Here is an 11,844-nt window from a genome sequence, read left to right as displayed (position 1 = left end):
GCCTTGGGTTCGGCAAAAGGGGCGCGGCGGTCGAACACCTCGCGCGAATGCGCGGCGATGAACTGCTTGACGATGCGGTCTTCGAGCGAATGAAAACTGATCACCACCAGACGGCCTCCCGGTTGGAGAACTTTCAGTGACGCGGCTAGCGCCTGTTGCAGCTCTTCAAGCTCGGCGTTGATGAAAATCCGAAGAGCCTGAAATGTGCGCGTTGCAGGGTCCTTGCCCGGCTCGCGGGTTTTGACCGCGCCAGCCACGACTTCGGCCAGCTCAGCGGTGGTTCGAAGAGGGCCCCGTTCCTGTCGGCGACGATCAATCGCCTTTGCAATCTGTTGAGCAAACCGTTCTTCGCCATATTCACGAATCACCTCCGCCATGGTTTCTATGGATGCATCCACCAGCCACTCGGCCACGCTCTGGCCACGCGTGGTGTCCATGCGCATGTCGAGCGGCCCCTCCTGCCGAAACGAAAAACCGCGCACCGGGTTGTCGATCTGCGGCGAGCTCACGCCGAGGTCCATCAGCACGCCGGCCGCGCTGGCGGCGGGCAGCTGGCCCAGGTGCATAAAACCCTCGTGGCGGATCGAAAAGCGCGGGTCGGTGATGGTCTGCGCCTCGGCGATGGCGTCGAGGTCTTTGTCGAAGGCGGTGAGCCGCCCCTGGGGCGAGAGCCGCGACAGCAACAGCCGCGAGTGCCCGCCGCGCCCGAAGGTCGCGTCGACGTAGTGGCCGTCCGGGTTGACAAGAAGCGCCTCTATGGCTTCGTTCAACAGGACGGTGCGGTGTATCCATGTGCCGTTCACCGTCTTCTTTCAGAACGAAAAGTCTCTGAAGACATCGGGCATCTCGCCCTTCATCTGTTCGGCTTCCTGGGCCGCGTAGGTGGCGGCATCCCAAAGTTCGAAGTAGCTGCCCATGCCGAGCAGCACCGTGTCCTTGCCGATGCCCGCCGCCGCGCGCAGTTCGGGCGACACCAGCACGCGGCCGGTGGCATCCATGTCGACGTCCATGGCGTTGCCGAGAAAAATGCGTTTCCACCACTGTGCCTGCATCGGCAGGGAGGCGATGCGGTCACGGAATTTTTCCCACTCGTTGCGAGGGAAAATCATGAGGCAGCCGTGCGGGTGTTTGGTGATGGTGAGCTGGCCGGAAGCAGTGGCGCTCAGCACGTCACGATGCCGGGTCGGCACGGAGAGCCGACCTTTGGTATCGAGAGCTAACGATGAGGCGCCTTGAAACACTGCTAAAAACCTTTAGAGAACACTTTTCACCACTAAATTGCACTTCCTCCCACTTTAGCAGGAAACCATTTGCAAACAAGGGATTTGAAACAAATTTTTTCAATGAAATCAAGGACTTAGAAGCGTCTGTGGATGCAAAAGGGAAAATCAAAAAGCGTTCTAAATTAAGCACTTAGACGATGCAATGAAAGTATTGCTTTAAGGCAACAGTGCTCGGCCGGTGAAGGCAAGGTGAAAAGCGGGACTATTTCCCTCTTCTCACATTGGCGCCGCGAGCATGACGGCGAGGTTCGCTATAGAAACCATAGCGACCAAGCCAGTTTGCACAGGGAACAACAGCATGCACACGCGCCAGATGGCGGGCGCGAGCGGCGCGCCACGGGCGGCGGTGCACCCGGTGGCCGATGAAATGAGGGAGGTAAAAACCGATTGAAAATGGCCCCGTTGCGCAGGGCCAAAGTGGGCACGGTCCGCGTCAGTCGACGCGCACCATGACCCTGGCGTGCTCGGTGATGCCGATCACATTGAAGAAGGCGGCCACGAGGCGGTTGACGTCGGAGAACTGCACCGCGCGGTTCTCGGCTTCGCGGGCCGACACCCAGTTGAGCAGCGTCCCCGCAGCGGAAAAATCCACGCGGATCAGCTTGGAGCAGGAGATCAGCATCATGTCGGCGCCCATCAGCTTGGCTTCGAGCTTGTCGAGCACGGCGATCGCATCGCCCTGCACCTGGCCGGACAGTTCCACCGACAACAGGTTGCTCATCTGCGAGCTCGGCGCATCCATCTGGGTGTCGCCTTCGATGGAGCTGAGACTGGAGGACATCGAGTCGCGGTAGACATCGCCGATGATGGCCTGGCCGCTCATAACGCCGCCCTGGGCGTCTATGGGCTTGTATTCACAGCGCGCGCTGTCCCAGGCCGGAGGGGAAACTTCATAGGTGACGCAGAAATCGAGCGCCGCCAGCTCAAAGTCGTCGGGGCGGTGCGTGACGCGCAGCGCCTCCATGCGCAAAAGCCACCAGTTCTGGGCCGTGTCGCGGCTGCCCGAGGGCGTGGCGTCCTGCAATACCTTCTGCAGCTGCGCATCGCCCATGAAACGCAGCTGGACGGGCTGGGCGGCCCAGCCGCTGAAAACCTTGTACAGCGGCTCCACCGCGGCGGCCTCAATGGACTTGATGTTTTTCCAGTCCAGCCGCCACGGCATCGGGGCCTTGGCCATGGCCGCCTTGAGCGCGGCCACCGTCTGTATACCCAGCACCGAGGGGCATACCCAGTCGGCCGCGGGCCCGTTGGCAGCTTTGCCGCTTGCAGGCTCACTGAGTTTTTTCACCATGTCGGGCATGGAGAACCACTGCGGCGCCGACCGGTCAAAGCGCTCGACGAACTGGATCGCGGCGGTTTCAAACTTGTCCTGCTGGGCCGTGGCGCGATACAGGTCGAACAGCGTCAGCCAGGTGTCCGCATGGCCGGTGCGCGAACCGTTCGGGGCGAGGATTTCCAGCAGGCCGGCTTCGGCACCGGCATCGTCGCCGTTGGCAAAGCGAATGGCCGCTTCTTCGAGTTCGGCGTCATGCTCGACCCCTTCGTCTACATCGACGGCGCTGAATTTGGAATGCGAAAAGCCGGGGAGAGGCCTCCGTGGTCGGTTCGGGTTTTTTATGGCTCAGGCCCGCCGGGGCCGTGGCCCTGTAGGCCGTCGGCAATGCGTTGTCCAGCAGGGGCGCCTGGACCGAGGGATTCCTGGCGCCCGTAGGCGAGGCATGCGGTGGCGTGCTGTCGGGGATACCGCCATTCTTGGTTTTCCACCACTGCATGGACATCTGCGCTTCGATCTCGTCGATCTTCTTGAGCGTGGTGGCCCTGTCGTCGGGCTTGGACGGCATGCTGCTCTGGAAGAACGAAGGCCGCCCGCCCGGATCCTGGCCGACGCCGACCATGGCTTCGCGCTTGCGCATCTTACGCAGCATGTCGAATTCGCGCTTGCGCACGAAGTCGTTCTGCCGCTTGCGCTCTATCATTTCCTTGAGCAACTGCTTGCTCATGGCTTCGTCCCGGTCCGTGGGGGCCGCGTCCAGGTCGGCCCAGTTCGTGGCCGGATTCCGGACGAACTTCACCATCTTGGACAGCAGGCCTGAAGCGGTATCTTCTTTGGACATGGGAGGACGACTAAAAATACGTCAATCGGCAGCCTGGCGTCAATCGCCAAACATCTTTTGCTTGAGTTCGCGGCGCTGCTGGGCTTCCAGGGACAGGTTGGCCGTGGGGCGGGCGATCAGCCGGCCCACGCCGATGGGCTCGCCGGTTTCGTCGCAGTAGCCGTAGTCGCCGGAGTCGATGCGGGCGATCGACTGCTCGATTTTCTTGAGCAGCTTGCGCTCGCGGTCGCGGGTGCGCAATTCAAGGGCGTGCTCTTCCTCGATGGTGGCGCGGTCCGCGGGGTCGGGCACCACGACGGTGTCCTCGCGCAGGTGCTCGGTGGTTTCGCCGGCGCTGTTGTGGATGTCCTGCTTGAGCACCGACAGCTTGTGGCGGAAGAAGGCCAGCTGCTTTTCATTCATGTACTCGGAGTCGGGCATGGCCTTGACTTCGTCGTCTGTGAGCTGCTCGGCGGATTTGGTCTTCCAGTTGTTGGCGAGCTTGGGGTCTTTTTTGGCCGCCGCCTGGGGTGGCGGCGCGATCACGCGTTCGGTCATTGTGGAGTAACTGGCTTTGGCTGCGTCGGGCGCATGGGTTGGCACCATGGGTGCGGGAGGGGGTGACTGGGTGGCGACCCGGGCGGAACTGCGCCGGCCGGGTTTCAGGGGAGGCGGGGCGGCGAGCCCAGCCCTCACGGGAGCCGCGGCCGGAGCCGGCGCAACGGCGGCCACAGGCGGCACCGGCTTGGCGACGGGTTTTGCGGCGGGAGGTTTGACGGCGGGTTTTGGAGGGGATTTGAGCACTGGCTTGACGGGTTTGGCGACGGCCTTGGCCTTGGAAGGCACAGGCTTGGCAGCGGTTTTCTTGACGGCTGCGGCAGGTTTTTTCGAGGGTGCCGCCTTGGGCACCGGCTTCGCAACCTTTTTCGCGGCGGGTTTGGGCGCCGGCTTGGCTTTGGCCACGGGCTTGGCAACTTTTTTCACGGCCTTGGCGGCTGCCTTGGGCGCCGTCTTGGCTTTCACGGCTGTCTTGGCGGCCGGTTTGGCTGCAGCCTTGGCGGGCGTTTTGGTCTTCTTCGCTGGGGCTTTCACAATGTGTCTCCTCTGGAAAGCAGCCTTGGAACGGCCCGGGGGCCTCTGCGGCGGCTTCCTGGCCAGACTGCCGCAGTGCGATAGTCCAACCCTAGCTGTTGCCAGATTTCCTGGTTTGTCCGCCGCCCGCCAGTCCTGAGAACCGCTAAAACGCGATCCTCAACCCGCTTTTTAGCTGGTTTTGTGCCTGACTGGCCTCCCGATCCGGTTTTCCGGGTATTTTGGTCGGCGCGCGATTGTAGCGGCTCGCCAGCGCCCTGTGACACCCAAAAAACAAATCGTTGGAGAATCGAGACAAACATGAAGCCCTCCGCCTTTTATAGGCTACAGGCGGACAGCCTACCTCAAACCAGGCACTGCTCCAGGCCCTGCAGAAAAATATCTTTGGGCAGGTCGATGCCGATGAACACCATCTTGCTGTTTTTCTTCTCGCCCTCGGCCCAGGCGGGCCCCAGGTCGCTGCCCATGAGCTGGTGCACGCCCTGGAAAATCACCTTGCGGTCGGTGCCGTCCATGTTCAGCACGCCCTTGTAGCGCAGCATGCGCGGGCCGTAGATGTTGACTACCGCGCCCAGGAAATCCTCGAGCTTGGCCGGGCTGAAGGGCTTGTCGGAGCGGAAGACGAAGCTCTTGACGTCGTCGTCATGGTGGTGATGGTGACCGTGGCCCTCATGCCCGTCCTTGGCCTTCTGCGGGGCGCGCGGATTCATGTGCTTGAGCCGGTGCATCAGCGCRTCRACYTCGTCCTTGGCCACCAGGTCCGAYTTGCTGATGAAGATCTGGTCGGCRAAMCCGACCTGGCGGCGCGCCTCCTGSCGGTCRTTGAGCTGGCCGGCCGCGTGCTTGGCGTCCACCAGGGTCAGGATGGAGTCCAGCAGGTATTGCTCGGCGATTTCCTCGTCCATGAAAAAGGTCTGCGCCACCGGGCCGGGGTCGGCCAGGCCGGTGGTTTCGATCACTACCCGGTCGAAGTCGAGCAGGCCCTTGCGTTTTTTGGCGGCCAGCAACTGCAGCGTTTCACGCAGGTCTTCGCGGATCGAGCAGCAGATGCAGCCGTTGTTCATCTGGATGATGTTTTCCGTGGTGTCGTTGACCAGGATGTCGTTGTCGATGTTTTCCTCGCCGAATTCATTCTCGATGACGGCGATCTTCTGCCCATGCGCCTCGGTCAGCACGCGCTTGAGCAGCGTGGTCTTGCCGGAGCCCAGAAAGCCGGTGAGGATGGTGACGGGGATCAAGCTCATGATGTCTACCTAAAAACGAAGGGTTACGGGGATGCGGGCGGGCCGCGAGAACCCAAGCTGGGGAGTTTAGCGGCGGGTTCAAGCCCCAAGCGGGGCCCGGGCGAATACCACCTCGGCCAACAGTTACTTTACAGAGGCTGTCAAGCCCCCCGGGCTATACGCTCTTAGCCGCCCACCCGCTTTACCAGCACCAACCCTTTGAGGTATTCGCCCTCCGGGAAGGCCACCGTCATGGGGTGGTCGGGGGCGCCGCCCATGCGTTCGGAGATAAAGGCGTCCACACCCGCGTCTGTGCCGGCCGAAGCCACAATCTTGTGGAACAGGTCGGCGCTGATGCCGCCCGAGCACGAATAGGTGAACAGCACGCCCCCGGTTGAAAGGATGGACAGCGCCAGGCGGTTGATGTCCTTGTAGGCCCGGGCGGCGCGCTCGGCGTGCGTCACGGTCGGCGCGAATTTGGGCGGGTCCAGCACGATGGCGTCGAAGGTCCGGCCCTCCTTCTGGTACTGGCGCAGCGAGGCGTTCACGTCGGCGTCGAGCAGGGTGGTGCGGCCGGCGTCAAAGCCGTTGAGCGCCACGTTGGCGCGGGCCCGTTCAATCGCCGGGGCCGACGAGTCGATGGACGTGACGTGCCCGGCGCCGCCGGCCAGCGCGGCCACAGTGAAGCCGCCGGTGTAGCAGTAGCAATTGAGCACGCTTCCGAAGCCCAGGCGGCGCGTGTAGGCCGCAAACTTCTGCCGGCTGTCGCGCTGGTCCAGGTAAAAGCCGGTTTTGTGGCCTTCGGCGATGTCCAGGCTGAGCTTCCAGTCGTGTTCGGTGATGGTGATGCCGGTCTCGCCGGAACCCTTCAGCCATCCGGTGACCTCGGGCAGGCCTTCCAGCGCCCGCGAACTCGCATCGGAGCGCTCATAGAGACGGGTCAACCCGGTCTGGGCCAGCAGGGCTTCGACGATCACGCTTTTCCACTTTTCCGCGCCGCAGCTGGAAAACTGGGCGACCAGGGTGTCGCCATAGCGGTCAACCACCAGGCCAGGCAGTCCGTCGGATTCGCCGTGGATCAGGCGCCGGCCGTCGCTCTGGATATCAAACAGCTCCCGGGCCTTCAGGGCCTGGGCAATGCGATCCGCGAAAAAAGCCGCGTCGATGCGCTGGGCCTCGTCAAAACTCCAGACCCGTGCCCGGATTTTGGAAGCAGGGCTGAAAGCCGCCCAGCCGAGGAACTGGCCGGCATGACCTTCCACCCGCACGGTTTCGCCGGCATCGCCGCCGCCCTTGGCGATGGCGCCGTCAAAAATCCAGGGGTGGCGCCGCAGCAAGGAGCGCTCCTTGCCATCCCGCAATCGAATAATTTTCATGGCGCTATTGTCGCGGCAGGGCGCACCGGCCCCAGCCCTTCCCCAGTGAACCGCAAAACAACGCCCGCCTTTGTCCCATAAACAGGGACTGTAATTTTCGCGAAAGTTTGCGACAATCGCAGGTTAATGATTTTTAAGTACTTTTCCGTGCAGTTGAAGAAACACACGCCAATTGCAGGCAATGTGATTCGCAGAGGCACGGCTGTACGGACCCTGTTGCTGGGCCTGGCGATGAGCCTGCTGATGGGCTCGCTGCTGGCGCTGACCAGCCTCGATGCCCGCTCGCGCACGGTGCTGGACCTCGACGCCCAGATACAACCGGTGGCGCTGCAGGACTGGGGCGACTACTGGATAGACACCACCGGCAAGTTCACCCCCGAGCAGGTCGCCGCCTCGCCCGACATTCCCTGGAAGCCGACGCACGCCGACGCGATCTATCCGGTCACCAGCGGTTATTCGATGTGGGTGCGCTTCAACGTGCCACCCGCACCCGATAACGAACGCTGGTACCTCGAGGTCCCCTACCCGTCCATAGACCGGGCGTCGCTGTACACGCTGGACGGCGCCGGCCAGTGGAGCGAGCAGCGAGCCGGCGACCTGGTGGCGGTCAATAAATGGCCGGTGCCGCACCGCCATCCGCTGCTGCCCATCGCACTGTCGGCCGAGGTTCCCTCCAACTACCTGCTGCGCCTGGAAAACGGCCACCCCTTCAGCGCGCCGCTGCAGTTCATCAGCGAGGGGCGGCTCAGCTACTCCGAACAGCGCGTCTCGCTGATCCTGGGCATTTTCTTCGGCCTGACCGGCCTGGCCGCGCTGATCTCTGCGCTGGGCGCCGTGTCGCTGCGCGACTCCGCTTATGGCTTTTACGCCCTGTGCGTGACCTTGCTGGGGTTGACCCAGGCCACCGTCACCGGCATCGCCGGCCTGCACCTGTGGCCCGCCTGGCCGGGCTGGAGCGACGTCGCGACCTCGGTGCTGCCCATGCTGACGGCGGCGGCCACGCTGCTGTTCATTTCTGCGGCCGTGGCCCTGCCCGAACGCTCCATGCGCCTGCACTGGCTGATGGTCGGCCAGGCGGTGCTGGGCGCGCTCACGGCCGTACTGCTGGCATTGGTGCCCGCGGCCTCGCGCATGGATGTGTTCATTCCCATCATGCTGCTGCTGCAGTTCAGCGGCATGCTGGTCATGGGCTGGGCCTGGCGGCGGGGCGACCGCTTCGCACCCTGGCTGATGCTGGCCTATGTGCCCGTGCTGGTCGCCGCCGGCTGGACCCTGGCGCGCAACGCCGAACTGGTGCCCATCGGCTTCCTGACGCAGCATGGCATGCAGCTGGGCGTGGCGCTGCACCTGCCCATCGTCATGCTGGTGCTGATGCTGCGCAGCCAGCAGCGCCGCGAAAACATACGCCGCATCCAGGGCCTGGACCGGGTGGACCCGGCGACCGGCCTGATCAACGGCCACGTGTTCGCCGAACGCCTGATCCGCATGATCGCGCGCTCCGAACGGCTGCGTCACCAGAGCGCGGTGATGATCATCGACCTGGTCAATACCGAGCAGATCCAGCGTGACTTCGGGCGCAAAGCGGCCGACGAGCTGCCGCTGCGCGTGGCCGAGCGCCTGTTGTCCACCGCGCGCGAAATCGACAGCGCCGCACGACTGTCGGAGCGGCGCTTCGGCATGCTGGTGGAAGGCCCGTTCAACGCGGAAGACGCCGGCACGCTGGGGCCGCGCATCGTGGCGCGTTGCCTCATGCCCTACAAGGGCCTGCATGTAGATTGCGTGGCGCAGGTGCATGTGGCCTATGCGCTGGTGCCCCACCAGGGCTCCAATGCGCAGGGCCTGCTGACGCAGCTCGAAGAACGCCTGGCCGCCGCCTCCACCGACAGCAAGCGCGCGGTGTTCATGCTCGGGGAAGCGCAGCCCCTGCGGCCACCCCGGCGCGACCGGCCCAAGGCGGCCTGAGACGGTCCCGGCGCCTGCTCAGGCCTTGCCGGTCTTGGTCGCTTTCGGCGTGGCGGCTTGGTCGGTCACAAGCGGCGGCGCCACACCCATACCGGCCTTTGACACCGCGCGCGGATGCGCCGCGTCATACACCTTGGCCAGGTGCTGGAAGTCCAGCCGCGTGTAGACCTGCGTGGTCGTGATGTTGGCGTGGCCCAGCAATTCCTGCACGGCGCGCAGGTCGCCGCTGGACTGCAGCACGTGGCTGGCAAAGGAATGGCGCAGCATGTGCGGATGGACCGGCGTGGCCAGCCCGGCCTTCAATGAGCGCTGCTTCAGGCGCACGCGTATGTGCTGCGGCGTCAGGCGCGTGCCGCGCTCACTGACGAACAGGGCTTGGTCCTCGCGCGCCCAGGCGCCGCGCGCCGCGAGCCACTGCCGCAGCGACTGCAGCGCCGCAACCCCCACCGGCACGCTGCGCCGCTTGGAACCCTTGCCGAGCACATGGGCCTCGGCCGCATCGATGTCTATCCAGCCGCGCGCCTGGGCGCTGGCCTGCACGTCCAGCCCCACCAGCTCGCCGATGCGCAAGCCGCAGCCGTAGAGCAGCTCGGTGATGCACTGGTCGCGCAGCGCCAGCAAAGGGTCACCGTCGGTGACGTCGGCCTGGTAGGCGGCCAGTTGTACGGCCTCGTCCACGCTCAGGGCCTTGGGCAGGGGCTTGGCGGCCTTGGGCGCGCGCACGTCCTGCACCGGGTTGCCTTTGACCAGGCCCTCGCGGCCCAGCCAGGTGTAGAAGCCGCGCCAGCCCGAGAGGATGAGCGCGATGCCGCGGCCGCTGCGCCCCGCGCCGTGCATCTGCGCCACCCAGCGCCGCATGTGGATGTTCTGTACTTCGGTCAGCTGCACGCCAGCCTGCAGGGCGTTGGCCTCGAGTTTTTGCAGGTCCAGCGCATACAGCTCCACGGTGCGCAAGGCCAGGCGCTTTTCCACGCGCACGTGCTCGAGGTAGCGTTCGACCAGCGGGTGCGATGGCGGCACAGGCGCAGGCTCGGCGCCGCCGGTTTCAGGCGCGAGCGGGAACGTCTGCGCCATGGCCGTGGTGTTTACGCGGCCGCCACCTGCTGGGGCCGCAGGCGCGTCAGCGCCGCACTGGCGAGTTCGCCCAGGCGCTCGAGGAAGTCGGTGCCCATGCCGCTGTGGAAGCGCTCCGGATCGGGCGAGGCCAGCACCAGCAGGCCGGAAGCCTCCGCGCCCGGGGCAACGCGCAGCGGGATCATCGCCATCGACAGCGCCACGGCGGGTTCGGGCAGCCAGCCGGCGGCTTCAAAACCGGAGTTGACACCGCAATAGGGCGCGCCCAGCGAAGAGGCAAAGGCCTTGGCGTCCTCGCTCACGCCGGTGGCAAAACTTTCGTCGGAAAAAATGCCGTTCACGTCCCAGATCTTGATGGCCGCCTGGGGAATCAGGAACTCGGTGGTGATGCCCTCGACCACCGCGCCGGGCAGGTCGCGCGCCTGCGCGGCCTGCAGCAGCTTGCGCGTCCAGCGCTGCATCTTGTCGGCGATGCCCACGTTCTCCTGGCCATGGCGGATCATGTCGACCATGCGCGTCTCCAGGCCCTTGATTTTTTCGCGCAACATCAGCGCCTGGCGTTCCTGCAGGCTGACGGCGCGGTTGCCGTGGCCGCTGGACAGCTGCACCGAAGCCAGCAACTCGGCGTGGCGCTCGAAGAAGTCGGGCGTGTTGGCCAGGAAGTTGGCGATGTCGTCTTCGGTGATGGGATGTTCGGTTGGGTTCATGCTGGCATTGTCCTCAGTTTTGCGGCCCACGCAAAGGTCGCTGGTGGTTCGCGTTACATCCGCTTTGGCCGAAAGCGCTCAGATCGTGTCGGGAATCTCAATCTCGGACTCGAACACCGTGGTGGCCGGACCCGTCATCATGACGGGTGCATCGAGCTGCCCCGTCCATTCAATCGTGAGCTGGCCGCCGAGCGTCATCACGTCCACCCGCGTATCGAGCAGGCCCCAGCGTATGCCGGCCACCACCGCCGCGCAGGCGCCCGTGCCGCAGGCCAGGGTCTCGCCCACGCCGCGCTCATAGACACGCAGGCGTATCTGCCCGCGCGAGACCACCTGCATGAAGCCGGCGTTCACACGGCGCGGAAAGCGCGCATGGTTTTCGATCAGCGGACCAGTTTCCAGCACCGGCGCGGTATCGACGTCATTCACCAGTTGCACCGCATGCGGGTTGCCCATGGACAGCGCCGCAATGAAAGACGGTGCGGCCTGCCCTGCCAGCGCAAGCGGCCACTTCTCCCATGAACCCTCGGTGACGGGCGTGAGACCCGTCGCGTCAAACGGGACACGCACCGGCTCGAACACCGGCGCGCCCATGTCAACCGTCACGCGCCCATCGGCCTGCATGCGCGGCTCGATGATGCCGCTCAGGGTCTTGACCCTCACAACGTCCTTGCTCGTCAGCCCCTGCTCGCGCACAAAACGCACAAAACAGCGTGCGCCGTTGCCGCACTGTTCCACCTCGCCGCCGTCGGCGTTGTGGATCACGTATTCGAAATCAATGCCTTTTCCAGGCGACGGCCGCACCGTGAGGATCTGGTCGGCGCCCACGCCGAAGTGGCGGTCGGCGAGGAAACGGTATTGGGCGGTGGTCAGGCCCAAGGGGCCTCGGGTTTCGTCGAGCATGACGAAGTCGTTGCCGGCGCCTTGCATTTTGGTGAATCGGATTCGCATTGGGGGATTATCTGTGGTTCTGTTCGGCCGGGTCTTGCGCCGGCTGTCCGCGCTTCCTCTGTTCTCTTTGCTGAGGGTTGCTG

At 64.5% G+C, this 11,844-nt stretch carries 11 protein-coding genes; 1 reads left to right on the top strand and 10 read right to left on the bottom strand.

What is annotated here, in order from left to right; all coding sequences use genetic code 11:
• The 7 genes from rsmH to AC1D0P_RS19525 all read right to left on the bottom strand — a co-directional run.
• On the bottom strand, positions 1-803 hold an 803-nt coding region (gene rsmH / locus AC1D0P_RS19555), incomplete at its 3' end, for a 16S rRNA (cytosine(1402)-N(4))-methyltransferase RsmH (RefSeq protein WP_477678278.1).
• Positions 804-812: 9 nt separating this feature from the next.
• A complete protein-coding gene (mraZ, locus tag AC1D0P_RS19550) occupies positions 813-1,241 on the bottom strand; it encodes a division/cell wall cluster transcriptional repressor MraZ (protein ID WP_477678277.1) in 429 nt (142 codons plus the stop codon).
• A gap of 475 nt (positions 1,242-1,716) precedes the next feature.
• Positions 1,717-2,583, bottom strand: a complete 867-nt coding sequence (locus AC1D0P_RS19545) for an STAS domain-containing protein (RefSeq protein WP_477678276.1) — start codon at positions 2,581-2,583, stop codon at positions 1,717-1,719.
• Between the two features lie 226 nt (positions 2,584-2,809).
• Positions 2,810-3,397 (bottom strand): hypothetical protein, encoded by a 588-nt coding sequence (locus tag AC1D0P_RS19540; RefSeq protein ID WP_477678275.1) that lies wholly within the window; start codon positions 3,395-3,397, stop codon positions 2,810-2,812.
• 39 nt (positions 3,398-3,436) lie between these two features.
• Positions 3,437-4,468 (bottom strand): RNA polymerase-binding protein DksA, encoded by a 1,032-nt coding sequence (gene dksA / locus AC1D0P_RS19535; protein ID WP_477678274.1) that lies wholly within the window; start codon positions 4,466-4,468, stop codon positions 3,437-3,439.
• Positions 4,469-4,812: 344 nt separating this feature from the next.
• Entirely contained in the window at positions 4,813-5,712 is a 900-nt protein-coding gene (locus AC1D0P_RS19530) for a CobW family GTP-binding protein (protein WP_477678273.1), read from the bottom strand.
• A gap of 164 nt (positions 5,713-5,876) precedes the next feature.
• Entirely contained in the window at positions 5,877-7,067 is a 1,191-nt protein-coding gene (locus AC1D0P_RS19525) for a class I SAM-dependent rRNA methyltransferase (protein WP_477678272.1), read from the bottom strand.
• 147 nt (positions 7,068-7,214) lie between these two features.
• On the opposite strand from AC1D0P_RS19525, the gene AC1D0P_RS19520 reads away from it, so the two are divergent.
• Positions 7,215-9,029 (top strand): sensor domain-containing diguanylate cyclase, encoded by a 1,815-nt coding sequence (locus AC1D0P_RS19520; protein WP_477678271.1) that lies wholly within the window; start codon positions 7,215-7,217, stop codon positions 9,027-9,029.
• Positions 9,030-9,047: 18 nt separating this feature from the next.
• On the opposite strand, the gene AC1D0P_RS19515 is transcribed toward AC1D0P_RS19520, so the two are convergent.
• From AC1D0P_RS19515 to dapF, 3 genes are all read right to left on the bottom strand, one after another.
• Positions 9,048-10,103, bottom strand: a complete 1,056-nt coding sequence (locus AC1D0P_RS19515) for a tyrosine recombinase XerC (RefSeq protein WP_477678270.1) — start codon at positions 10,101-10,103, stop codon at positions 9,048-9,050.
• Positions 10,104-10,114: 11 nt separating this feature from the next.
• The gene (locus AC1D0P_RS19510; protein WP_477678269.1) at positions 10,115-10,810 is read right to left on the bottom strand and encodes a DUF484 family protein; all 696 of its coding nucleotides are present in this window, start codon (positions 10,808-10,810) and stop codon (positions 10,115-10,117) included.
• Between the two features lie 78 nt (positions 10,811-10,888).
• The gene (dapF, locus tag AC1D0P_RS19505; protein WP_477678268.1) at positions 10,889-11,761 is read right to left on the bottom strand and encodes a diaminopimelate epimerase; all 873 of its coding nucleotides are present in this window, start codon (positions 11,759-11,761) and stop codon (positions 10,889-10,891) included.
• Positions 11,762-11,844 lie beyond the last annotated feature (83 nt).

This window comes from Polaromonas sp. P1_G2 (genome assembly GCF_056405515.1).
The sequence above is the reverse complement of the archived record's forward strand: the minus strand, read 5'-3'. Positions and strand labels throughout refer to the sequence as shown.

What these genes read in the sequence shown, in the direction of transcription:
- AC1D0P_RS19545 (WP_477678276.1), bottom strand. Translation starts at nt 2,583, where the DNA reads ATGCCCGACATGGTGAAAAAACTCAGTGAGCCTGCAAGCGGCAAAGCT.
- AC1D0P_RS19540 (WP_477678275.1), bottom strand. Translation starts at nt 3,397, where the DNA reads ATGTCCAAAGAAGATACCGCTTCAGGCCTGCTGTCCAAGATGGTGAAG.
- AC1D0P_RS19525 (WP_477678272.1), bottom strand. Translation starts at nt 7,067, where the DNA reads ATGAAAATTATTCGATTGCGGGATGGCAAGGAGCGCTCCTTGCTGCGG.
- AC1D0P_RS19515 (WP_477678270.1), bottom strand. Translation starts at nt 10,103, where the DNA reads ATGGCGCAGACGTTCCCGCTCGCGCCTGAAACCGGCGGCGCCGAGCCT.
- AC1D0P_RS19510 (WP_477678269.1), bottom strand. Translation starts at nt 10,810, where the DNA reads ATGAACCCAACCGAACATCCCATCACCGAAGACGACATCGCCAACTTC.
- dapF (WP_477678268.1), bottom strand. Translation starts at nt 11,761, where the DNA reads ATGCGAATCCGATTCACCAAAATGCAAGGCGCCGGCAACGACTTCGTC.